Here is a 22,505-nt window from a genome sequence, read left to right as displayed (position 1 = left end):
TTTCGCATGGTTGCTGTCGGTTTCGCCGCCGGTGCGCACCGGACTGAGACCAGTCTGCGCCCCCTGGACCCGACCGGACAGTGGCAGGAATGCCATTGGTCATCGATTTACTGCCACCCGTCGGGTTACCCTCGTCACATGCTTCGGACAGTGGCCGTCCTCGCCCTCGACCAGGTCGCTCCCTTCGAGCTCGGCGTCCTCGCCGAGGTGTTCGGCACCGACCGGACAGCCGACGGTTTCCCCGCCTACCACTTCCAGGTGTGCAGCCCGGACGGCGCCCCCGTGCGGACCTCGTCCGGCTTCCACCTGACGCCACACGCGGACCTCGGCCCGGTCGACGAGGCCGACCTGGTGGCCATCCCCGCGCACAGCCAGGGCACCACCGTCCCCGGTCCGGTGCTCGACGCACTACGTCGGGCCGACGCCCGCGGCGCGCACCTGTTCAGCGTCTGCTCCGGGGCCTTCCTGCTCGGCGAGGCCGGGCTGCTGGACGACCGGGAGTGCACCACCCACTGGCGGTACGTGGACGAGCTGCAACGCCGGCACCCGCGCGCCCGGGTGCGCTGCAACTCGCTGTACGTCCAGGACGGTCGGCTGCTCACCAGCGCCGGAACGGCGGCCGGCATCGACGCCTGCCTGCACCTGATCCGCCAGGAGCACGGCTCCGCCACCGCGACCCGACTGGCCCGACGGATGGTCGTCCCACCGCACCGCGACGGCGGCCAGTCCCAGTACGTCGAGGCGCCCATCCCGAAGGCACCCGAGGCACCCACCCTCGAGCCGGTGCTGGAGTGGCTGATGGGTCACCTGGATCGCACGATCACCGTGGAGGAGCTGGCCGCCCGCGCCGGCATGGCACCGCGCACCTTCGCCCGCCGTTTCCGCGCCGAGACCGGCACCACCCCGCACGACTGGCTCACCAACCAGCGGGTGCTGCTCGCCCGGCGGCTGCTCGAGGAGACCCCGTTGAGCGTGGAGGCGGTTGCCGACCAGTCCGGCTTCAGTGACGCGGCGGCGCTCCGCCACCACTTCAGCCGCCGGGTCGGCGCCACCCCGCACAGCTACCGGACCACCTTCCGGGACCGGGCGCACAGCGGCTGATCAGGAGTCTCAGCCGGGGACGACGAGGGCCACCCGGTCGGCGCGACGGAGCACCCGGAGGCCACCCGGCAGGTCGGCCGGGCCCTGACCACGCCACCGGACGACCAGGGCGTCCAGCGCGGCGACGTGCCGGTGGGACAGGGCACCCGGCACGGCACCCAGCTCACGCGCCCAGGCGTGCAGCACCCGGCCGCGTACCGCGGGGGCCAGGCCGGCCAGCGCCGGCACCGAGAGCCCGCCCGCTGGGTGCCGGGCCGCCGCCAACGCCGTCGCCGCCAACTCGTCGAGCGCCGCGTTGTCGGCGGCAACCAACTGGGCGGTACGCGCGAGGTTGTCCACCACACCGGGGCCGAGTGCCCGAACCAACGCCGGCAGCAGGTCGGCCCGCACCCTCGACCGGGCGTACGACGGATCGGCGTTGTGTGGGTCCTGCCACGGGCTCAGCCCGAGCACCGTGCACGCCGCGCGCGTCTGCTCCCGGCCGATCTCCAGCAGCGGGCGCAGCAGTGGCACCCCGCCCAGATCCCGCCGGGCGGGCATCCCGGCCAGGCCTCGTGGGCCGGCGCCCCGGGCGAGCGCGAGCAGCACCGTCTCCGCCTGGTCGTCGCGGGTGTGCCCGGTGAGCACCGCGACCGCGTGCTGCTGCCGGGCGATCTCGGTCAACGCCTGGTAACGGGCCTCGCGGGCGGCCGCCTCGGGCCCGCCGGGACGCCCGGCCACCTCCACCCGGACCACCGTCGCGGACGCGAAGCCGGCCTCCCGCCCCCAGGTGGCCACCGCCTCGGCCCGCTCCGCGGAGCCGTCCTGCAAGCCGTGGTCGACGGTGACGAGCAGCGTGCTGCGGCCCAGCCGAGGCGCCACGAACACGGTGGCCGCCGCGAGCGCCAGCGAGTCGGCACCACCGGAGCAGGCGACCAGCACCGGACCGCCGGACGGCAGACCGGCCAGGGCGCGACGGACCGCCACCCGGATCGCGGCCACCGGCGGGGCGAGCGCAGCCACCGGCGGGTGATCAGCCAGCGGCCGGGAAGGTGCCGGCTGGGCCGTGCACCCGGGCGACCCAGGCATCCGGGTCGCCCAACTCGGACAGTCGAGGCAGGGTCAGCGGCGAGTTGAAGATCGAGTTGAACCCGTCCATGCCGACACGTTCCACCACACCGTGCACGAACTTGCGCCCCTCGGCGTACTGGCGCATCTTGACGTCCACCCCGAGCAACCGGCGGATCGCCTTCTCCAGCGGGTTGCCCGCCTCCCGGCGACGGTTGAACGACGCCCGGATCCGCTCCACACTCGGGATCACCTGCGGGCCGACGCCGTCCATGACGAACTCCGCATGCCCCTCCAGCAGGGTCATCAACGCGGTGAGCCGGTCCAGTACGGCGCGCTGCGCGGGGGTCTGCACGATGTCCAGCACGCTGGTGCGGCTCTCCGGGTCACGGACCGCCTCGGACAACGTGGCCACCCCGCGCCGCAACCGCTCGACCAGGTGCTCACTTCCGCTGGACGAGGCGTCGACGAATGCCTGCACCTCGCTGAGGAAGTAGGCCCTCATCCACGGCACGGCCGTGAACTGGGTGCGGTGGGTGACCTCGTGCAAACAGACCCAGAGCCGGAAATCTCGCGGGTCGGCGCCGAGCTTGCGCTCCACCTCGACGATGTTCGGTGCGACCAGCAGCAGCTGGCCCGGGTCAGCCGAGAAGACCTCGTACTGGCCGAGCACCCGGCCGGAGAGGTAGGCCAGCACCGTGCCGGCCTGCACCCCGGTCAGCCGGGACCCGATCGCCTCGGTCAACGCGCCCGGTTGCTTGTCGCCGGAGAGCCGACTCATCAGCGGAGTGATCACCTCGCGGAGCCCGGCGATGTTGGTCGCGGCCCAGTCGCGGCGGTCGACCACGCGGACCGGCGGGTGCGACACCTGCGCCCGCAGCCCCGTGTAGTCGGCCACGTGCCCGGCCGCCTCGTCGGTCAGTCGGCGCAGGTCGCCGACCACGTCGGTGGCTTCGGCGTACGACACGCGGGGGCCCGACTTGCTCAACGCCCCCGCCGTGGCGGCGGCCAGATCCCAGTCCACGAACTGCGCCATGGACCCACCGTACCCGCGCCGCGACACCCCGGCCCGGGCTCGCGCCCTCGATCGACGCCGATGGTGACTCCGCCGCGCCGGACTGGCGACGGTCAGCCGCAACCGCAGCTGGCCAGCGCGGCGGTGATCCGGTCCAGTGCCGGCTGGGCGGTCTCTCTGCCACCCGGCACCTTGTCGGTGAGCACCGCGAAGGTCAGTAGCCGACCATCGGCCGTGGTGACCAGGCCCGCGATGGAGTGCACGGCGGTCAGGGTGCCGGTCTTGGCCCGGACGCTGCCCGCACCCGCGGCGGTGCCAGCGGCGCTGCCGTAGCGCTCGTTCAGGGTCCCCGACCACCCGCCCACCGGCAGACCACCGAAGACGCCGGCCAACTCCGGATGGTCCGGGCTGGCGGCCAACCGGATCAGATCGGTCAGCAGCGATGGGCTGATCCGGTTGCGCCGGGACAGGCCACTGCCGTCGGAGACGGTGATCTCGTCGGCGGGCAGGCCCAACTCCGCCACCACCGCGTCCATCGCGGCGGCGCCGCCGTCGAACGAGGCCGGCTGGTTACGGGCCAACGCGACCTGACGGGCGAGCGCCTCAGCCACCAGGTTGTCGCTCTCGCTGATCATGACGTCGACCAGCCGGATCAGCGGCGGAGACTGCACCACGCCCAGTTCGGTGCCGGGTGCCGGGGTGGCGCCGGCCGCGGCCGGGGCGGGGGCCGTGCCACGCTTCACGGCGTCGGTCGGCACACCGAGCAACCGGGCGAACGCCTTGCCGGCCGCCAGGTCCGGCTCGGCGAACCGCGGGGCGGAGCCGTGTTCGACACCCGGGTCGACACGCGCGCCGTCGGTCATCAACGCGGTCACCGCGCCACCCGACCCGCCGGTGGGAATGTCGTCGTCCCAGCCAGGGCCGTAGACCGGGCCGGAATAGATTGAGCCGTCGACGATGACACTGGTTGGCGTGGTGCCGCCCAGCGCGGTCCGCACCTGGGCGGCCAGATCGTCGAGGCGCGCCGCACCCGGGTAGTAGCCCTTCTTGTTGATCGCGAGCGTCGGGTCGCCGCCACCGACGATCACCACCTCGCCGGCCTGCGCGCCGGCCACCGCGCGGGTAGGGATCCGGTAGCCGGGCCCCCGGGCGGCCAGCACCGTCACCGCGGTCGCCAGCTTGGTCACCGATGCGGGCACGGTGCCGTCGTCCGCCCCCTTGGCGAACAGCGTCTGGCCGGTGATCACGTCGGCGACCGAGACGTTCACCCGGTCACCCAGGGCGGCGACGCCGACCAGCGGGTCGAGGGCGGCACGAACCCCGTCCGGGGTGGGCACCGGGGCGTTCGGGTCCGGCCCGGCCAGCACCTCCGACGGGGCGGGGTCCGGGGTCACGCCGGCCGCGTTCGGTGCCGAACCGGCGTCGTCACCCAGCCATCCGGCGACCGGGCCGGGACGGGTGACCACGACGCCGACGCTGACGAGCACGAGCAGCAGCACGGCGGCCAGCACCATCGGCAGCCGCCGGCGGCGCGGCGCGGCGGGTGCTGGTACGGGTGCGGCACCGCCGGACGCCGGCAACGCGGAGATCGGCGGGCCCAGCGGGGGGCCTGCAGCGGGGGCGGTCGGCCCGGGACCGGATGACGGGCTGACCGGCGCAGGGCTGACCGGTACCGTGGCACTCCCGCGCGGCGGGCCGCTCACCGGCCGCTCACCGCCTACCGGAAAGCGCCCGGTGTTCGGGGTGGGCGACGCCGGGCCGGCCGGCGGGCGCCAGGGCAGCGGCGGGGGCCGCTCGGGCACCGTCTCCGGTGCCGGGACCGATGGCTCGGGAGCGCGTGGGAGGTGCGCCTCCGGCACCGGGACCCGCCCCTTGGCGCTGCCGGAGCCGGATCGTCCGGTACCGTGCGCGGAGCCCCCGTCCGGGCGGTAGTGTGAATCTTCCCTCCCCACGACCCCCTCCTCCCCCAGCAAAAAACGGCTTGGGTGACACTACTTCGGTCCGAAGACTATGCGGCGGCCGGAGTCGGCGGGTGGGCATTCACCTGTCCGGAGGGTCGCCAGTGGTTCCGTTAGCCAGCGTGGGCAGACGAGGGAGCGTGCAGATGGATTTCGACGTGACGGTTGAGATCCCCAAGGGTCACCGGAACAAGTACGAGGTGGACCACAAGACCGGCCGGATCCGGTTGGACCGCACCCTCTTCACCTCCACCCAGTACCCGGCCGACTACGGGTTCATCGAGGGCACGCTGGGCGAGGACGGCGACCCGCTGGACGCGCTCGTGCTGGTCCCCGAGCCGACCTTCCCGGGCTGCCTGATCCGCTGCCGCACCATCGGCATGTTCCGGATGACCGACGAGAAGGGCGGGGACGACAAGGTCCTCTGCGTCCCCTACGAGGACCCCCGCCAGGAGCACCTGCGCGACATCCACCACCTGGGCGAGTTCGACCGCCTGGAGATCCAGCACTTCTTCGAGGTGTACAAGGACCTGGAGCCCGGCAAGTCGGTGGAGGGCGCGACCTGGGTCGGCCGCACCGAGGCCGAGGCCGAGATCCACGCCTCCTACCAGCGGGCCAGGGACGCCGAGGCGCGCGGCGAATCCACCCACTGACGACAGCTGACGCACCGGGCCCGGGGGTCGCTCAACCGAGCAGCCCTCGGGCCCGGTCGTACAGGTCGAGCACCGCGCACGCGATCGGCACCACGGCCACCACCAGGGCCGTGTCGGTGAGGTCCGCGATCCTCCCGAGGTACGGCGAGACCGGCCGGCGGGCGTACCCGGTGCCGCTGGCGACGGCGACCAGGGCCAGCACCGCCCCGCCGAGGACCAGCACCAACCGCCCGGCCTCATCGGCCCGACCGACCAGCACCGCGCCCAGCACCGCGTAGCCGGCCAGCCCGGCGAGCACCGTCGGCACCCGGTGTCGCAGCGCCACGAACAGTCGCGACCGCAGCAGCAGCACGGCCGAGGTGACGGCCACCAGCACCCGACCGGCCGTGCCGCCGGCAATCACGAGTACGACCGCTGTGGCCCCCGCCAGCAGGGCGTGGCCGATCAGCATTCCGGTCAGCATCTCCTCGGTGCGGATCACCGCTGCGTGCACCCGGCTCCGGTCCGGCAGGTCGCGGGCCCGCTCCGGCTCCTCCGCGGTGGTCGAGGCCGGCAGGGTGATCGGCGGCAGGGGCAGCTTGCCCAGCCGGATGGCCAGCAGCGGGATCACGCCGACGGCGAAGACCAGTGCACTGAGCAGCACTGCCGCCGTACCGGCCGTGGTCATCAACAGCCCACCGAGCGCGGCCCCGGCGCCGATCAGGCCGACAGTGACACCGGCCACGAAGACCCGCAGCCGGCTGGCCACCCCGAGCAGACCGATCAACGCCACCAGCAGCAGCGCGACCGAGCCGGCCAGCAGTTCGGGGGCGCCCACCCAGCGGGCCGGCGCGAACGGCCCGACCGGGTCACCGGAGCCGACCGCGAGGGCACCGGCCGCGAACGCGTAGGGCAGCGCGTAGCCGCCGAGCGTCGCACCGGCCGTGCCGTCGCCGTTGGCGCGGGAGGCCACCGTGCCGGCCACGGTGAGCACCAGCGCCACCGCGGCGGCCGCCAACCAGCCGGCCCGGTGCGTCGGCCCGCCGGCGAGCAGCGCGACCAACCCGACCGCGAGCGGCACGGCGGCACCGGCCAGGCCGGCCGCCCGGGTGGCGGTGGGCGACCAGGCGCCGCCGCGGCGGCGGGCACCGTCGGCGATCGCCTCGATGACGTCGTCGTACTCCAACTCGGGCCAGTGCGCGCGGGCCGGCACGAGGTGCAGCACCTCACCGTCGCGGACCCCCTGCGGCAGCAGCGCCTGTGCCGTCACCAGCAGCGCGCCGTCGGTGCGGCGGAGCACCCAACCGCCGTGCTGCTCGCCGTCGTCGGCCAGCCCGACTCCGGCGTGCCGGAGCACGTCGGGCAGCAGCTCAGCCAGGGGCACCTGCTCCGGCAGGGCGACGTCCACCCGTCGTTGCGGCGCGCTGATGGTGACGCGTGCCAGCCCGGTAGTCATCGACTGGTCTCCATATCGAGGGGGATCGGAGGCTGCGCGGACGACAGGACTTTACCTACCATGAGCCAGGCTCGGGTTACCCAGCGCTGTCAGGAGGCCGAGTGTCCACCGTCGTCATCAAGCGCCCGCCGCGTCGACCAGCGCCGGAGATTCCCGCCGGTGAGCTGCCCGTCGAGGCGCCGCCGGAGATCCCCGTGGTGACCGGCGGACGATGGCAGCAGATGTTGATGCTGTTGCCCATGCTCGGCGGCACGGTGGCCATGGCGATGATGTTCGGCCGGGGCGGCGGCGCCTACTCGTACGTGGTGGGCGGGATGTTCGGGCTCTCCTCGTTGGCGATGCTGGTGACGTCCTGGGGCAGCGCCTCCGGCACCCCGAAGAAGTCCGAGATGATGGCCGCCCGCCGGGAGTACCTGCGCCACCTGGCCACCTTGCGGCGCCGGGTCCGGCGGACCGCTGGCCAGCAGCGGGCCGGGCTCTACTACCGGCACCCGGACCCGGGCGGGCTCTGGTCGACCGTGGACAGTCACCGGGTCTGGGAGCGGCGGTCGGCCGACCCGGATTTCGCGGTGGTACGAGTCGCCGTCGGGCCGCAGACCCTGGCCACCCCACTCGTTCCACCCGTCACCCGGCCCCTGGAGGAGCTGGAGCCGATGACGGCCGGCGCGCTGCGCCGCTTCCTGGACGCGTACTCCGTGGTGCCGGACCTGCCGGTGGCGCTGTCGTTGCGCAGCTTCGCCCGGGTGCACGTGCGACCCGCCGGCCGCAGCCGGGCGACCACCTCGACCACCGGCGGCCCGACCACCGGCGACCCGGCGGCGCAGGCGCTGGTCCGGGCCGTGCTGACCCAGTTGGCGGTCTTCCACGCCCCGGACGAACTGCTCGTCGCGGTCTGCGCCGGGCCGGAGCGCCGCAGCTGCTGGGAGTGGGTGAAATGGCTTCCGCACGCGCACCATCCCGGCCGCACCGACGCGCTCGGCCCGGTCCGGCTGGTCACCAGCTCCGCCGCCGAGCTGGAGTCGCTGCTGTCCGACGTGCTGGCCACCCGGTCCCGGTTCAGCCCGGCCGGCCCGGCCACCGACGGTCCGCACGTGGTGGTGGTCCTCGACGGCGGCGACCTGACCGGTGCCAGTGACCTGACCGGCGATGGCGGCATCGACGCGGTCACCGTGCTGGATTTGGACACCCCGCCGCCCCGACTGCTGGACCGGTACGCGCTGCTGCTGGAGTTGCACGGCCGGCGGCTGCACTCGTTGTCGTCCGACGGGCACGCCGAGGTGGGCACCGCCGACCAGTTGGACCTGGTCGACGCCGAGGCGATCGCCCGGCGGTTGGCGCCGCTGCGACTCGCCGGTGCGGCCCGCGGACCGGACGCCCCGCTGCAGGCCGACCTGGGCCTTCCGGAGCTGCTCGGCCTCGGCGACCCGGAGAGCTTCACGGCGGAACAGGGCTGGCTGCCGCGCTCGGCACGGGACCGGCTGCGGGTGCCGATCGGGGTGGGCGCGGACGGCGGTGCCATCGAGCTGGACCTCAAGGAGTCCGCCCAGGACGGGATGGGCCCGCACGGGCTGCTCATCGGGGCGACCGGCTCGGGCAAGTCCGAGCTGCTCCGCACGCTGGTGCTGGGGCTCGCCGCCACGCACAGCTCCGAGCAGCTCAACTTCGTGCTCGTCGACTTCAAGGGTGGCGCCACCTTCACCTCGTTCGACCGGTTGCCGCACACCGCAGCCGTGATCACCAACCTGGCGGACGCGTTGCCCCTGGTCGATCGCATGGTGGACGCGATCAACGGGGAGTTGGTCCGCCGCCAGGAGCTGCTGCGGCGGGCCGGCAACTTCGCCAGCGTGCGCGACTACGAGCGGGCCCGGGCGGCCGGCAGCCCGCTCGCCCCGCTGCCGTCGTTGCTGCTGATCTGCGACGAATTCTCGGAACTGCTCTCCGCCAAGCCCGACTTCATCGACCTGTTCGTGCAGATCGGCCGGCTGGGCCGGTCGCTCGGCGTGCACCTGCTGCTCGCCAGCCAGCGGCTGGAGGAGGGCCGGCTCCGCGGATTGGACACTCACCTGTCGTACCGGATCGGGTTGCGCACCTTCTCCGCGCTGGAGTCCCGGACGGTGCTCGGGGTGGCCGACGCGCACGAGCTGCCCCGCTCACCGGGCCACGGCTACCTGCGCGCCGGCACCGACCCACTGGCCCGCTTCAAGGCCGCGTACGTCTCCGGTGCCGTCCGCCGTCGGGCCGCGCCGGGCGGCGTCACCGGCGATGGGGGCGCACGGCTGCTCACGTTCACCACCCACGTCGTGCCGGTGCCCGAGCCGGCAACCCCGGTCGTACCCGTGGTGACCGAGGAGGAGGGCGGTCGGACGCTGCTCGACCTGCTGGTGGATCGGCTCGTCGGGCAGGGCCCACCGGCGCACCAGGTGTGGCTCCCGCCGCTCGGTCAGCCGCCGGCCCTGGACGAGCTGCTCGGCCCGGTCGAGGTGGACCCGAGGCGCGGGCTCACCGTGGGTAACCCGGAGCTGCACGGGGCACTCGGAGTGCCATTGGCCGTCGTGGACAGACCGTTGGAGCAGCGCCGGGACCTGCTCTGGCTGGCGTTGGACGGCGCGGCCGGGCACGTCGCGGTGGTCGGCGCGCCGCAGAGCGGCAAGTCCACCGCCCTGCGCACCCTGATCTGCGCGCTGGCGCTCACCCACACCCCGGCCGAGGTGCAGGTCTACTGCCTCGACTTCGGTGGTGGTGGGCTGGCCGCGCTGCGCGACCTTCCGCACGTGGGCGGGGTGACCGGCCGCGCCGACCCGACCGCCGTACGACGCACCGTCGGTGAGATGACCACCCTGTTGGCCGATCGGGAACGCCGCTTCGCCGAGTTGGGCGTGGAGTCGATGGCCGCGTACCGGCAGCGCCGGGCGGCTGCGGGGGCGACCGGTCAGCCGGGCGCCGACCCGTACGGCGACGTGTTCCTGGTGATCGACGGGTGGAGCACCATCCGCGGCGAGTACGACGACCTGGAGCCACTGGTCACCGACCTGGCCACCCGGGGCCTGTCGTACGGGCTGCACGTGGTCGCCACCGCGCTGCGCTGGCTGGATTTCCGCCCGGCGATCCGGGACCTGTTCGGCTCCCGGCTGGAGTTGCGCCTCGGCGACCCGGCCGACTCGCTGGTGGCCCGGCGTGCGGCGGCGAACGTGCCGGAGCGCTCCGGCCGTGGGGTGACGGCGGAGGGCCTGCACTTCCTCACCGCGCTGCCGCAACTCGCCAGCACCAGCGGGGACACCGCCGACCTGGTCAAGAAGGCCGCCGATGGGTGGTCGGGCCCGCCGGCGCCCCGGGTCCGGCTGCTCCCGCCGGTGCTGCCGTACGCCGATCTGGACCTCACCGCGACGACCGGGCTGCGACTGCCGATCGGAATCGCGGAGGCCGACCTGCGCCCGGTGCTGCTCGACTTCGCCACCGAGCCGCATTTCGTGGTCTTCGGAGACTCGGAGTGCGGCAAGTCGTCGTTCCTGCGCGCGCTGGCCACGTCGATCACCACTCGGTTCACTCCGGAGCAGGCCCGGGTGATCCTCGTCGACTACCGACGCAGCCTGCTCGGTGCCATCGAGACGCCGCACCTGATCGGGTACGGCACCGCCGCGGCACACACCGCCGACCTGGTCGAGTCGGCCGCTGGCTATCTGGAACGGCGGGCTCCCGGGCCGGAGGTCACCCCGCAACAGTTGCGGGACCAGTCCTGGTGGTCCGGTCCCGAGCTGTTCGTGCTGGTGGACGACTACGACCTGGTGGCCGCGGGGCCGGCGAACCCGTTGCGCGCGCTGGAGGAGCACCTGCCGCACGCCCGGGACATCGGGTTGCACCTGGTGTTGGCCCGCCGCTCCGGTGGGGCGGGTCGGGCTCAGTACGAGCCGATCGTGCAGCGGTTGCGGGAGCTGTCCACCGCCGGCCTGGTGATGGCGGGCAGCCCCGAGGAGGGCGCACTCGTCGGCCCGGTACGGCCCGGACCGCTGCCGCCGGGGCGTGGTCGACTGGTCACTCGGCGGGAGGGCGTACGCCTCGTTCAGCTCGCACAGCTGCCGCCGCCGTGACCTGACTCGCCGGTTCTTCCCGTGACGGGTGGGGAAACCGGTAATCTCCGATCGTCATGGTTCCGTCGGGATGAATGGCTCAGGATGTGACTGGGGTGCGGTACAGCGGTCCGTCAGCGGCCCGACGAGCGACCGGCCGGGTGCTGCTCGGCGTGGCCGCGGCGCTCGCCGTCGTGGCCCCGACCGCGGCAGCCGTGCCCGCCGCCACGCCCACGAACGGCGGACAACTCGCCGGCGCGCCGATGGCGTTCGCGCCCGGCGACACCATCTCCCGCACCGACCAGGTCCGCGACGAGCAGTGGCAGCTCGACGAGTTGCGGGCCGAGACGGCCTGGCGCAGTTCCACTGGCCGGGGTGTGACCGTGGCGGTGGTCGACTCCGGAGTGGACGGCACCCATCCCGACCTGGCTGGTCAGGTGCTGCCCGGCAAGGACCTGGTCGGCTCCGGCGGCAGCGCGGGTCCGGATCCGGTGGGGCACGGCACCACGGTCGCCGGCCTGATCGCCGGGCGCAGCGACGACAAACGGGGCGTGGTCGGCCTGGCGCCGGACGCCCGGATCCTGCCGGTCCGTGTGCTCGACGAGGAGAACCGTTACGACGACGCCCTGATCGTCGCCCAGGGGGTCCGCTGGGCGGTCGACAACGGGGCCCGTGTGATCAACCTGTCGCTGGGTGGCGCCGGCGACAGCCCGGCCCTGGCCGCGGCCCTGGACTACGCGTTCGTTCGGGACGTGGTCGTGGTCGCCTGCACCGGCAACCTGGCCACCTCCACCAGCAGCAAGGTCTGGTATCCGGCCCGGGAACCGGGCGTGATCGCGGTCGCCGGTCTCGAACGCAGCAGCGACAATCTGTGGTCCGGGTCGATCACCGGCCAGGCCACGGTGCTCTCCGCCCCTGCGAGCGGGCTGGTCGGCGCCAAGCCCCCCAGCGGGTACTGGCGGGTGCAGGGCACCAGCTTCGCCGCGCCGCTGGTGGCCGCCACCGCCGCGCTGGTCCGGTCCCGCTATCCGCAGATGCCCGCGGGCGAGGTGGTCAACCGGTTGCTGGCCACCGCACGGGACCTGGGCCCGACCGGGCGGGACGACCGCTTCGGGTACGGGGTGGTCGACCCGGTGGCCGCGTTGACCGCTCAGGTGCCGCCGGTGACCGCCAACCCGCTGGACGATCAGACGTCGCCGGGCGTGACCGGTTTCGGTCCGGCGCCCGGCTCCGTCGACGACAACCCGGTGGCCGGTGCCGGCAGCGACCCGCTCGGCCTCGCCGCGCCCGGTCAGCAGAGCCGGTGGACGGCCCGGGCGGCGGGCGGTCAGGACCCGTCCGCACCGCAGCAGGTGTGGACCGGGCTCGTGCTTCTGGTCGTCCTGGCCGGCGGCGCCGCCCTGCTGCTGCGCCGGCTCCGTCAGCGGGTCCGTTGATCACGATCTGCCGGCCGGCCTGACTGTCCACCCGGCTGGGTAGAACGGACCCATGAGTACGCACCGGCCGCCCGCTCTCGCCCCCACCGGTCAGCCGTCCTGGCGACACCGGAGATTCGACCCGGACCACGCGCTGGGGCTGCGGCTCACCCTCGCCGCGGCGGCCGCGTTCCTGGTGCTGGTGCCCTTCGCGCTGCTCACGCTGCTGGTGCTCGGTGCCTGGACGCCGCTGCACCGACTGGACACGGCGGTCACCCAGGCGCTGCACGGCTACGCGCAGGATCACCCGGCCTGGGTCGTGCTGATGCGGATCTGGACCGAGGTGTTCGCGCCGATGCCGCTGCGGGCCGTCGCCCTGCTCCTGGTGGTCTGGCTGCTGCGCCGGGGCGCCCGCCGGCTGGCCCTCTGGGCGACCACCACCATGGTCGTCGGTGGATCGGTCGGCCCGCTGCTCAAGCTGCTCGTCGGCCGGGACCGGCCGGACCTGCTGGACCCGGTGGCGCGGGCCGCCGGCTACTCGTTCCCCTCCGGGCACGCGCTGAACGCCACCCTGGCCGCCGGGGTGCTGCTGCTGGTGCTCCTGCCATCCGCCGGGCGGGGGGCGGCCCGGGCCGCGCTCTGGGTCGGCGCGGTGCTGCTGACCGTGGTGACCGGGTTGAGCAGGGTGGCGCTCGGTGTGCACTTCACCAGCGACGTGGTGGGCGGCTGGCTGCTCGGTGTGGCGGTGGTCGCGGCGACCACCGCAGCGTTCACCAGTTGGCGGGCGCACACCGGCCTCCGGCCGGTCCGGCCGGCCCGCGACGGCGTCCTGAGCTGACCCCGCGCGACGCTCAGGTGCACTCTCCGGTGCCGACCTGCCGGTTGCGTTCGGCGCCGGCCAATGCCACCGGGCGCGCCTCGGCCGCCGTCACCGCGAAGCCGGTGTTCGGGTCATCGGACGCCGCCGCGAAGATCACACCAAGCACCAGGCCGTTGGCGGAGAGCAGCGGACCGCCCGAGTTGCCACTGCGGACCAGCGCCCGAATCGTGTAGATCTCCCGGGTCACGTCGGTGGAGGAGTAGATGTCCGGGCCGTTGATCCGGTCGACGTCCCGGATCCGCGCCGACTGCGCGTTGTAGGGGCCGTCCAGCGGAAAGCCGAGCACGATGGCGTCGGCACCGCTGCCCGCGTTGCCGGCGGCGAACCGCAGGGACGGGCCGGGCAGTCCGGGCACGAGCAGCACCGCCAGGTCGCGGTTCGGGTCGTAGACCACCACCTTGCCGTCGTACCGCTCGCCGCCCAGCTCCACCGCGACCGAGCGGGTGCCGGCCACGACGTGCGCGTTGGTCATCACCCGGTCGTCGGCGTACACGAAGCCGGAACCCTCGATCCGGCGTGAGCAGCTGGGCGCGGAACCGAGCACCTTGACGACCGACTGCCGACCGCTGACCACCACCTGCGAGCCGGCCAGCGCGGGATCCGGCGGATCGACCTGCCGGGCCCGGGTGGGCGCGAGGTCACCGAAGACATCCGGGAACCCGTCGGTGTCGACGGTGTCCTCCAACGCCGTGGACAACTCGTGGGCCCGTTCCGGCAGAACCTGGTTGACCACCGTGATCAACGCGCTGTTGCGGACCGACGCGGCGAGCCAGGGCACCGAGGACGAGCCGAGCGGCACGGCGACCAGCCAGGCGAGCAGGAGCACCGCGAACAGCGAGACGAACGCTCCACCGATGTCGTCGATCCGTTTGCCCACGTCGCTGGTGATCGTCTTGCGCAGGTGCGAGCCGAGCCACCCGGCGAGCGCCTGCCCGATCACCGCCAGCCCGAAGATCGCCACGAGCGAGATCAGCACCCGGGTGCCGGCGTCCACGAACTGTCTCGCGAACAGCGGCCCGAGCTGGAGACCTAGCAGCAGACCCAGGAAGAAGCCGGACAGCGACGTGACGCCGATGACGAAACCCTGGCGGTATCCGCTGATCGCGAACACGAGCATGAGCAGCAGGAGGACGAGATCCACGACGGACACGGGTCAAGCGTACGGGCAGTGCGCCCACCAGATGACCATCGCTTGCGGATGGTGACCGTGCGGTCAGCGCAGGGCGTTCTCGTCGGCCTCGTCGGTGCCGGCCGACGGGGCCGGTGTCGCCCCGGTCGGCGGAAGCTCCACCACCCGGCCGCGCGACCACGGGCGGGCCCAGCCACCCATCTCGAGGAGGGTGGCGAGCACCCCGGCGGTGAAGCCCCAGACCAGCATCCCGCGGGCCGAGAACGCCGGCCCGATCCAGCCGCTCGGGTGTCGGACCCGCAGTCGGTTGGCCGGGTCGACCAGCTCGCTGACCGGCAGCCGGGCGACGTGTGCCACCTCGGCCGGCTCCCGGGGGTGCACCGGGTGCGGATCGTGCCACCAGGCCAGCACCGGCGTGACCACGAAGTCGCTGACCGGAATCCACAGTTTCGGCAGCTCGGCCAGCACCGTCACGCTGGCCGGGTCGAGGCCCACCTCCTCGTTCGCCTCGCGCAGGGCGGTGGCGCGAACGTCGGCGTCCTCCGGGTCGGCCGCACCCCCGGGGAAGGCCGGCTGGCCGGCGTGGTTGCGCAGGGTGGCGGCGCGTTGCAGGATCAACACGTCGGGGCCCGCGCCGGGTTGCTCGCCGAGCAGCACCAGCACGGCGCTCTCCCGGCCACCTTCGGCCGGGGTGGTCAGCCGGGTGAAATCCTCGGCACGGGCGGTGCCCAGCCGGGTCAGCAACGGCTCGATCCACTCGGGCGGTCGACGGGTCACGCCGGCACCGTCAGGCCGAGGTGCTGGCGGACCAGCTTGGCGAGCTGGGCGTCGTCGAGCGCGCCGCTGGCGTCGATGTGTCGGATCCGACCGTCGGCGTCGACGAAGAGGGTCAGCGGAATGGCATTGCGTTTCAGCTCGCGCTGGAGCGCTTCGCCCTGGTCCACCAGGATCGGGAACCGGACGCCGAAGTCCTCACCGATGGACTGGGCCCCGCTGCGGCTGTCCCGGCTGTTGACCCCGACCACCTGGAGCTGACCGCCAGCCCGCTCACTCAGGCGTTGGAAGGCAGGCAACTCCTTGCGGCACGGCGGGCACCAGGAGGCCCAGACGTTGATCACCGCGGGCCCGGCCACCTCCCGCAGCACGACGGGTGCACCGCCGGTGAAGCAGGACAGCGTCAACTCCGGCAGCGCCTGCCCGCCGGCGGCGGACGCCGTCGCACCGGGGGTCGCCGCGCCGGACGCCGTCGCGCCGGGGGTCGCCGTGCCGGGGGTCGCCGTGCCGGAACCGGACGGCGCGGCCGTGGGTGCCGTGCTCAGCGTGGCGCAGTCCCGGAACGGCGATGGCCGCTCGGCGGCGGCCGGACGGGGGGCCGGATCGTCGTCGGGCGCGCCGCTGGTGCAGCCGGCGACGGCCAGCAGCAGCGGCAGGATGACGAGGGCGAGGCGCCGGTTCACGGCACCTCCGCGGCGACGGCCTGCGCGGGCACCAGCTCCGGGTCGACCCCGGCCGCCACCGCGAGGTCGCGCGCCCGGGGGCCCTTGAGCAGCTTGACGGCGACCGTCGGCTCGGTCGGTCCGGTGCCGTACGACGGGCAAAGCTTCGCGAGTGTGCACGCGCCACAGGCCGGCTTGCGGGCGTGGCAGACCCGTCGCCCGTGGAAGATGATCCGGTGCGACAGCATGGTCCAGTCGCGCTTGTCGTACAGCGCGCCGATCGCGTGCTCGATCTTGACCGGGTCGGTCTCGGTGGTCAGCCGCCACCGGTGGACCAGCCGCTGGAAGTGCGTGTCGACGGTGATGCCCGGGACGTCGAAGGCGTTGCCGAGGATCACGTTGGCGGTCTTGCGGCCGATGCCGGGGAGCGTCACCAGGTCGACGAGCCGGCCCGGGACGTGGCCGTCGTACCGGTCGAGGAGGGCCTGACCGAGCTTGAGCAGCGAGTCGGTCTTGTTGCGGTAGAAGCCGGTGGGCCGGATCAGCTCCTCCATCTCGCTCCGGTCGGCGCTGGCGTACGCGGCGGCGCTCGGGTAGCGGGCGAAGAGCTTCGGGGTGACCTCGTTGACCTTCTTGTCCGTGCACTGCGCGGACAGGATCGTGGCGACGGCCAGCTCCAGAGCGTTCGTGTGGTCCAGTTCACAATGCGCGTCGGGGTGCGTCTCGGCCAGCACCCGGCCGATCTTGCGGGCGCGGCGTTTGCGCCCGAGGTCGGTCTCGCTGGCACCGGGAGGGCTACTGGTCACGACGGTCAGCCTACGTCGCACCCCGGACGGTCCTGCTCGGGTCAGCCGGCGGTCGGCGGCGAGATCTTTCCCTGCCCATCCAGCCGAGCGCCGCCCTTCGGGAAGTCGGTGCGGCTCAACTCGGTGACCAGACCCAGGCCCCGGTCGTCCGGGTCCATCGTCGGCTTGCCGGCCGAGTTCATGTACGTCGAGGTGAACGAGCCGCCGGCCCAACTGCCATCCGGCTTGAGCGACACCTTCAGCACCCCGCCCCAGCCAAGGCGACCGTCGTTGCTCAGCGAGTTGCCGCCGCCGGCGAAGTTACCCAGGCTGTACGCGATCAGGCGCCCCTGGTAGAACTCCATCCCGCGCAGCACGTGCGGGCCGTGCCCGACGATCAGGTCGGCACCAGCGTCGATCATCGCGTGCGAGAACTTCACCGGGTCGCCCCGGTTTTCCCCCAGGAACATCTCGGTGCCCGGCTTCACCCGGGTCTTGTCGGCGCCCTCGCCGCCCATGTGCACCTGCACCACGACCAGGTCGGCCATGGTGGCGGCCTTGGCGACCACCGTCTTCGCCTTGGCGATGTCGACGAGGCTGTTGGACCAGACGTACGACGAGAAGCCGGCGATCGCGACCTTGACGCCCTTGACGTCGACCACAGTAATCTCGTCCGGTGCGCCGGTGTGCTCCAGGTCGTACTTCTTTAGCGCCTTCTGGGTGTTCTCGTAGCCCTTGGGCCCGTAGTCGTAGCCGTGGTTGTTGGCCTGGTTGAGCACGTCGAAGCCGGCGTCGCGCAGGTGTGCGGCGTACTCCGGTGGGGCCCGGAACTGGAAGCAGCGGGTGGAGTTGGCCCCGCACTTGCCGGTGCCGGTGTCGACGGTCAGCGGCTCCTCCAGGTTGCCCATCACCAGGTCAGCCTTGAGCGCCTGCTCGACGGAGTCGAAGAAGCCCTTACCGCCGGCGGCGGGCAGCCGGCTGGGCGCGTTGCCCATGATGATGTCGCCGGTGGCGGAGAGCGAGATCGCCCCACCCTGACCGGAGGCTGCCGGACCGGTGGCCTCCGGGCCGGCGGTGGAGACCGGAGCGCCGGTGCCACCACCTCCGGCGCCGGGCTGCCACACGGGCGCCGCACCGCCCGGGTCGGCGCAGCCGGCGACGAGGAGGGCGGCCAGCAGCGCGGCGACGCCAAGGGCGACGCGGCGGCGCGGGCGGGGCACGAGGGGGGCGTGAGCATACATCGCCCGCGACCCTACCGGTCGTTAAACAGGCCGACGACAGCCGATCGGTTGGACTTTGCACCCCTGAGCTGCTCAGACCAGGGCACGACCGGTCGGGCGCCTCCGGCGAGCACCGCCGCGTGCACCGCTCGGGCGAGCGGGGCGCCCCAGCTGGAGCGTGGCCCGCCGTACGCGGCCTCCGGCCCGTCCACCGGGCAGAGCACGGTGACTGCGTCGGTGGGAGTGCCGGTCCCCGGCAGCCCGAGCTCGGTGATCGCCTGGGTCTTCGCCTCGGTCGCGGTGGCCACCGCGTTGACCAGTGCCGAGTCGGCGAGCCGGGCCGGCACGTACACCACGATGTTGACCGTGCCGACGCGCTGGGCGAGCGCGGCCGGTGCTGGCGCGGCGGCGGGCACCGGCAGGCCGAGCCCGACGGTCGCCCAGGCCCGCACCCCGGTGTCGGTCCGCGCCACCACCTCGGCCACATCGACACCGGTCAGCAGACCGACCCCGGGCCCGTCGAGGGCCAGCTCAGTGGCGAGCGAGGCCAGGTGCGCCGCCGGGTCCGCCCGGTCGTACGACATGGGTACGGTCGCGTTCAGTACCCACCGTCGGACCCCGATGCCACCGCCCAGCGGGCCGCTGCTGACCGCCCGCAGGGGCACCTCCGTGCACCAGACGAGCAGCGGAATAGGCCGCCCGTCCTCCACCCGGCTGGTCAGAATCGGCTCGCTTAGCACGTCGGGCAGGTTACGCCCACCGATCAAGATTCCAGGGGCGACCTCTGATTCATGCTCACGTGCGCCTAGACTTGGCGGCGCGCGAGGGGATCAGCGGACGGCGGCCCCGGCCGACGGACGGCACGCGCAACCGGAGGTGCGCAATGGACGAGGTACTGGCCCGCAGCGGGATCTTCCAGGGTGTTGACCCGGAAGCTGCCGAGGCGCTCGCCAAGGAGATGGAGACGATCGAGGTCCGCAAGGGCGAGATCGTCTTCAATGAGGGCGAGCCCGGTGACAGCCTCTACATCCTGCTGTCCGGGAAGATCAAGGTTGGCCGCCGCGCGGCGGACGGCCGACAGAACCTGATCGCGGTGATGGGGCCGTCGGACATGGTCGGTGAGCTGTCGCTCTTCGACCCGGGTCCGCGTACGGCGACCGCTACCGCGGTGACCGACACCCGGCTGGTGCGACTGCGCAAGCAGGCGCTACGGCCGTGGCTCAACAACCGCCCGGAGATCGCCGAGCAGTTGCTCCGGGTGCTCGCCCGGCGGCTGCGCCGGACCAACGACTCGCTCGCCGACCTGATCTTCACGGACGTGCCGGGCCGGGTCGCCAAGAACCTGCTCCAGATGGCGGGCCGCTTCGGCACCCGCGACGGCGGCGTTCTGCGGGTGACCCACGACCTCACCCAGGAGGAGATCGCCCAGCTCGTGGGCGCCTCCCGGGAGACCGTCAACAAGGCGCTCGCCGACTTCGCCTCACGCGGCTGGCTGCGACTGGACGGCAAGAGCATCATCATCCTGGACCCGGAGCGCCTGGCCCGCCGCGCCCGCGTCTGAGCAACACAGCGCGTCCCCGCCTGCCGTCACCGACGGCAGGCGGGGACGTTTTTCATCTGCCTGACGCAGAAACGCTCGCCTCGGGGCGGTGCCAGCGGTGAGGGTGGGGCCATGGTGCAACGTGTTGCCGTGCTCTCCGACATCCACGGCGTCCTGCCGGCGCTGGAGGCCGTGCTGGCCGAGCCGGATGTAGCCGCCGCCGATCTGATCGTGCTCACCGGTGACATCGCCGCGGGCCCGCAACCGGTCGAGGTGCTGGACGTGCTCGCCGGCCTAGGCGACCGGGTGCGTTGGGTCGGCGGCAATGCCGACCGCGAGTTGGTCGAGGCCCGCGCGGGCCGCCCGGCGTCGATCGAGGTGTCGAACTGGGCCGCCGGGCAGCTTCGCGACGATCAGGTGGCCCGGCTCGCCGCGTTACCGGCGACCGCCACGCTGGAGATCGACGGCCTCGGTCCGACGCTGTTCTGCCACGCGACCCCCCGCGACGACGAGGAGGTCGTGCTCGTCGACTCCCGAATGGCCCGCTGGGTGGAAGTGTTCGACGGTCTTTCCGCCGATCTCTCCACGGTGGTCTGCGGCCACACGCACATGCCCTTCACCCGGCTGGTCGATCGGCGTCTGGTGGTCAACCCGGGCAGTGTCGGCATGCCGTACGGGGGCGCGGGCGCGTGGTGGGCGCTGCTCGGGCCGGGCGTTCAGCTCCGCCGCACCGCCTTCGACGTGGATGCGGCCTGCGCCCGGGTGGCTGCGGAGTCGACCTTCCCCGACGCCGCCGCCTGGGCCGACGAGTACCTGCGCTCCCAGCACAGCGACGCCGACGCCCTGGCCGTCTTCGGCCCCCGCGACGGCCGCTGAGCGAGGGCTGCGGATCGGGGTGGGGATACGACCACCGGTTCGGCGAGCGTGAGTCGAGCAGGGGGAAGGTCGCGGTACAGGTCCTCGCTGGGCAGGAAGAGTCCCTACTCGCTGCCTGTAGAGCTGCCCCAAATCTGGGGCGATCCGGGTCCGGCGAACGCGTCGGGCGGTCCCCGGCCCGGCCATCCCCGCCCGGCCATCCCCGCCCGGCCATCCCCGCCCGGCCATCCCGGCCCGGCCATCCCGGTTGCTGCCACGTGCGTCGGCCTGACATTGCGGGGCCCGGCCCGCCCCATTGGCGGGGCAGCTCTACAGGGACTGCCATCACACGTAGAGGGACTGCCATCACACGTGCCGGCGCATCCCGTCCCGGCGCGGGCCGCCACTGACGCTGAAGCCAGGCTCCCGCCCCGCCGGCCCCAGCCCTCGCCCGTCGAAGCGACATGGCCCAAAAAAGTCAGTCTTGACTGTTTGTTTCGTAGGCCGCAGGCTGTTCGCGTGCCCACCGCATCGACGCGCGTCCCTCAGCAGGAACGCAGCCGCGCCACCCAGACCCGGCTGCTGGAGGCGACCGTCGACTGTCTGATCGAGCACGGTTGGTCCGGTACGACGACCACCGTCGTCGCGGCACGGGCCGGTGTTTCGCGTGGGGCCCAGTTGCACCACTACCCGACGAAGGCAGCGCTGGTGACCGCCGCCGTGGCCCATCTGGCCGAGCGGCGGGCCGACGAGTTGCGCACCGAGGCCGAGGCGCTGCCGGCCGGCCCTCAGCGGCTGGACCGGGTGGTCGACCTGCTCGCCGTGGCCTTCACCGGGCCGCTGTTCGTGGCCGCGCTCGAACTCTGGGTCGCCGCCCGCACCGACCGGGAGCTTCGGGACGCCCTGGTGCCGCTGGAGGCGACGGTCGGGCGGGAGATGCACCGGCTCACCGTCGCCCTGCTCGGCGTCGACGAGCGTCGACCCGGTGTCCGCGAGGCGGTACAGGCCACGCTCGACCTGCTCCGCGGGCTCGGAGTGGCCAACCTGCTCAGCGACGACTCCGCGCGTCGTACCGCCCTGTTGACCACCTGGAAGCGCCAGCTCGCCACCCTGCTCACGCCCTGACCGCCGGCCGCGCCGGCCACCACCAACCGGAGGCACCATGGTCGACCTCAGCGACCTGCTCACGGACCTGGCCGACGAGTCCGCCCAACTGGACGCCCTGGTGGCTCCACTGCCGGCGGCCGACTGGGCGAGGCCGACGCCCGCGCCGGGCTGGAGCATCGCGCATCAGATCGCCCACCTCGCCTGGACCGACCACGTCGCGCTGTTGGCCGCGACCGATCCCGAGGCGTTCTACGCGACGGTGACCGCCGCGCCGGACGTGACCCGACTCGTCGACGACGGCACCGAGGCGTTTCTCGCCCCGCCGGCCGAACTGCTCGCCCGGTGGCGGGCCGGGCGGACCGCGCTCATCGACGCGCTGGCCGCCGTCCCGGCCGGGGACAAACTGCCCTGGTACGGCACCCGGATGTCGGCCACCTCGATGGCGACCGCCCGGCTCATGGAAACCTGGGCGCACGGCGGGGACGTGGCCGACGCCCTCGACGTGGTCCGCCCCGACAGCGACCGACTCCGACACGTGGCGCACCTCGGCGTGCGTACCCTCGGGCACGGATTCGCCGCGCATGGCCGGGAGGCACCGACGGCGCCGGTCCGGGTCGAGCTGGTCGGGCCCGGCGGCGACACGTGGAGCTGGGGTCCGGCGGACGCCGCCGACCGGGTCACCGGCCCGGCTCGGGACTTCTGCCTGCTGGTCACCCAGCGCCGACACCGTGCGGACCTCGCCCTGGTCGCCAGCGGTCCGGTCGCCGACGAGTGGCTCGACGTGGCGCAGGCCTTCGCCGGGCCGCCGGGTGACGGCCGGAAGCCGGCCGGCGAGAGCGGGGTACGGGCGTGATCCGCATCGGCA

Annotated in this window: 19 protein-coding genes; 9 read left to right on the top strand and 10 right to left on the bottom strand. The window is 73.4% G+C overall.

Annotated elements, in window-relative coordinates; translation table 11 throughout:
• Positions 1-138: 138 nt before the first annotated feature.
• A complete protein-coding gene (locus ACIBF8_RS23750) occupies positions 139-1,101 on the top strand; it encodes a GlxA family transcriptional regulator (protein ID WP_396785687.1) in 963 nt (320 codons plus the stop codon).
• Positions 1,102-1,110: 9 nt separating this feature from the next.
• Here ACIBF8_RS23750 and tilS read toward each other — a convergent pair whose 3' ends face one another.
• The 3 genes from tilS to dacB form a co-directional block, all read right to left on the bottom strand.
• Positions 1,111-2,103 carry a tRNA lysidine(34) synthetase TilS gene (gene tilS, locus ACIBF8_RS23745; RefSeq protein WP_396785685.1) on the bottom strand — a complete coding sequence of 331 codons (993 nt, stop codon included), beginning with the start codon at positions 2,101-2,103 and terminating at the stop codon, positions 1,111-1,113.
• A 10-nt stretch (positions 2,104-2,113) separates the two neighbouring features.
• Complete coding sequence (locus tag ACIBF8_RS23740) at positions 2,114-3,184, bottom strand: zinc-dependent metalloprotease (RefSeq protein ID WP_396785683.1); 1,071 nt, start codon at positions 3,182-3,184, stop codon at positions 2,114-2,116.
• 92 nt (positions 3,185-3,276) lie between these two features.
• Complete coding sequence (gene dacB / locus ACIBF8_RS23735) at positions 3,277-4,677, bottom strand: D-alanyl-D-alanine carboxypeptidase/D-alanyl-D-alanine-endopeptidase (RefSeq protein WP_396785815.1); 1,401 nt, start codon at positions 4,675-4,677, stop codon at positions 3,277-3,279.
• A gap of 590 nt (positions 4,678-5,267) precedes the next feature.
• Here dacB and ACIBF8_RS23730 point away from each other — a divergent pair.
• Positions 5,268-5,774: an inorganic diphosphatase gene (locus ACIBF8_RS23730; protein WP_210780802.1), complete on the top strand. Its 507-nt coding sequence runs from the start codon at positions 5,268-5,270 to the stop codon at positions 5,772-5,774.
• 31 nt (positions 5,775-5,805) lie between these two features.
• On the opposite strand, the gene eccD is transcribed toward ACIBF8_RS23730, so the two are convergent.
• Positions 5,806-7,209 (bottom strand): type VII secretion integral membrane protein EccD, encoded by a 1,404-nt coding sequence (gene eccD / locus ACIBF8_RS23725; protein ID WP_396785681.1) that lies wholly within the window; start codon positions 7,207-7,209, stop codon positions 5,806-5,808.
• Between the two features lie 101 nt (positions 7,210-7,310).
• Between eccD and eccCa the strand changes: the two genes are divergently transcribed.
• The 3 genes from eccCa to ACIBF8_RS23710 all read left to right on the top strand — a co-directional run bounded on the left by eccCa (position 7,311) and on the right by ACIBF8_RS23710 (position 13,526).
• Positions 7,311-11,294 carry a type VII secretion protein EccCa gene (eccCa, locus tag ACIBF8_RS23720; RefSeq protein WP_396785678.1) on the top strand — a complete coding sequence of 1,328 codons (3,984 nt, stop codon included), beginning with the start codon at positions 7,311-7,313 and terminating at the stop codon, positions 11,292-11,294.
• A gap of 74 nt (positions 11,295-11,368) precedes the next feature.
• Entirely contained in the window at positions 11,369-12,709 is a 1,341-nt protein-coding gene (gene mycP / locus ACIBF8_RS23715; RefSeq protein ID WP_396785676.1) for a type VII secretion-associated serine protease mycosin, read from the top strand.
• Between the two features lie 52 nt (positions 12,710-12,761).
• The gene (locus ACIBF8_RS23710) at positions 12,762-13,526 is read left to right on the top strand and encodes a phosphatase PAP2 family protein (protein WP_396785674.1); all 765 of its coding nucleotides are present in this window, start codon (positions 12,762-12,764) and stop codon (positions 13,524-13,526) included.
• A gap of 13 nt (positions 13,527-13,539) precedes the next feature.
• Here ACIBF8_RS23710 and ACIBF8_RS23705 read toward each other — a convergent pair whose 3' ends face one another.
• From ACIBF8_RS23705 to ACIBF8_RS23680, 6 genes are all read right to left on the bottom strand, one after another.
• On the bottom strand, positions 13,540-14,718 hold the full coding sequence (locus tag ACIBF8_RS23705) for a MarP family serine protease (protein ID WP_396785673.1): 1,179 nt from the start codon (positions 14,716-14,718) through the stop codon (positions 13,540-13,542).
• 63 nt (positions 14,719-14,781) lie between these two features.
• Positions 14,782-15,474 (bottom strand): NUDIX hydrolase, encoded by a 693-nt coding sequence (locus ACIBF8_RS23700; protein ID WP_396785671.1) that lies wholly within the window; start codon positions 15,472-15,474, stop codon positions 14,782-14,784.
• Complete coding sequence (locus ACIBF8_RS23695; protein ID WP_396785669.1) at positions 15,471-16,154, bottom strand: redoxin family protein; 684 nt, start codon at positions 16,152-16,154, stop codon at positions 15,471-15,473. Before ACIBF8_RS23695 ends, ACIBF8_RS23700 begins: the two co-directional genes overlap by 4 nt.
• Complete coding sequence (gene nth, locus ACIBF8_RS23690; RefSeq protein ID WP_396785668.1) at positions 16,151-16,939, bottom strand: endonuclease III; 789 nt, start codon at positions 16,937-16,939, stop codon at positions 16,151-16,153. Before nth ends, ACIBF8_RS23695 begins: the two co-directional genes overlap by 4 nt.
• A 41-nt stretch (positions 16,940-16,980) precedes the next feature.
• Positions 16,981-18,159, bottom strand: a complete 1,179-nt coding sequence (locus ACIBF8_RS23685) for a CapA family protein (RefSeq protein WP_396785667.1) — start codon at positions 18,157-18,159, stop codon at positions 16,981-16,983.
• 11 nt (positions 18,160-18,170) lie between these two features.
• A complete protein-coding gene (locus ACIBF8_RS23680; RefSeq protein ID WP_396785665.1) occupies positions 18,171-18,878 on the bottom strand; it encodes an adenosylcobinamide amidohydrolase in 708 nt (235 codons plus the stop codon).
• 143 nt (positions 18,879-19,021) lie between these two features.
• Between ACIBF8_RS23680 and ACIBF8_RS23675 the strand changes: the two genes are divergently transcribed.
• From ACIBF8_RS23675 to ACIBF8_RS23660, 4 genes are all read left to right on the top strand, one after another.
• A complete protein-coding gene (locus ACIBF8_RS23675; protein WP_007466162.1) occupies positions 19,022-19,699 on the top strand; it encodes a Crp/Fnr family transcriptional regulator in 678 nt (225 codons plus the stop codon).
• Between the two features lie 111 nt (positions 19,700-19,810).
• Complete coding sequence (locus ACIBF8_RS23670; protein ID WP_396785663.1) at positions 19,811-20,554, top strand: metallophosphoesterase family protein; 744 nt, start codon at positions 19,811-19,813, stop codon at positions 20,552-20,554.
• A gap of 498 nt (positions 20,555-21,052) precedes the next feature.
• Positions 21,053-21,658 carry a TetR/AcrR family transcriptional regulator gene (locus ACIBF8_RS23665; RefSeq protein WP_396785661.1) on the top strand — a complete coding sequence of 202 codons (606 nt, stop codon included), beginning with the start codon at positions 21,053-21,055 and terminating at the stop codon, positions 21,656-21,658.
• 37 nt (positions 21,659-21,695) lie between these two features.
• A complete protein-coding gene (locus tag ACIBF8_RS23660; RefSeq protein ID WP_396785660.1) occupies positions 21,696-22,493 on the top strand; it encodes a TIGR03084 family metal-binding protein in 798 nt (265 codons plus the stop codon).
• Positions 22,494-22,505 lie beyond the last annotated feature (12 nt).

Source organism: Micromonospora sp. NPDC050276 (assembly GCF_044459545.1).
Classification (GTDB): domain Bacteria; phylum Actinomycetota; class Actinomycetes; order Mycobacteriales; family Micromonosporaceae; genus Micromonospora.
The sequence above is the reverse complement of the archived record's forward strand: the minus strand, read 5'-3'. Positions and strand labels throughout refer to the sequence as shown.

Excerpts from the sequence above, each read along its gene's own strand:
- dacB (WP_396785815.1), bottom strand. The coding sequence starts at position 4,677 with ATGGTGCTGGCCGCCGTGCTGCTGCTCGTGCTCGTCAGCGTCGGCGTC.
- ACIBF8_RS23675 (WP_007466162.1), top strand. The coding sequence starts at position 19,022 with ATGGACGAGGTACTGGCCCGCAGCGGGATCTTCCAGGGTGTTGACCCG.
- ACIBF8_RS23670 (WP_396785663.1), top strand. The coding sequence starts at position 19,811 with ATGGTGCAACGTGTTGCCGTGCTCTCCGACATCCACGGCGTCCTGCCG.
- mycP (WP_396785676.1), top strand. The coding sequence starts at position 11,369 with ATGGCTCAGGATGTGACTGGGGTGCGGTACAGCGGTCCGTCAGCGGCC.
- eccD (WP_396785681.1), bottom strand. The coding sequence starts at position 7,209 with ATGACTACCGGGCTGGCACGCGTCACCATCAGCGCGCCGCAACGACGG.
- ACIBF8_RS23730 (WP_210780802.1), top strand. The coding sequence starts at position 5,268 with ATGGATTTCGACGTGACGGTTGAGATCCCCAAGGGTCACCGGAACAAG.
- ACIBF8_RS23710 (WP_396785674.1), top strand. The coding sequence starts at position 12,762 with ATGAGTACGCACCGGCCGCCCGCTCTCGCCCCCACCGGTCAGCCGTCC.
- ACIBF8_RS23750 (WP_396785687.1), top strand. The coding sequence starts at position 139 with ATGCTTCGGACAGTGGCCGTCCTCGCCCTCGACCAGGTCGCTCCCTTC.
- ACIBF8_RS23660 (WP_396785660.1), top strand. The coding sequence starts at position 21,696 with ATGGTCGACCTCAGCGACCTGCTCACGGACCTGGCCGACGAGTCCGCC.
- ACIBF8_RS23740 (WP_396785683.1), bottom strand. The coding sequence starts at position 3,184 with ATGGCGCAGTTCGTGGACTGGGATCTGGCCGCCGCCACGGCGGGGGCG.
- ACIBF8_RS23685 (WP_396785667.1), bottom strand. The coding sequence starts at position 18,159 with ATGTATGCTCACGCCCCCCTCGTGCCCCGCCCGCGCCGCCGCGTCGCC.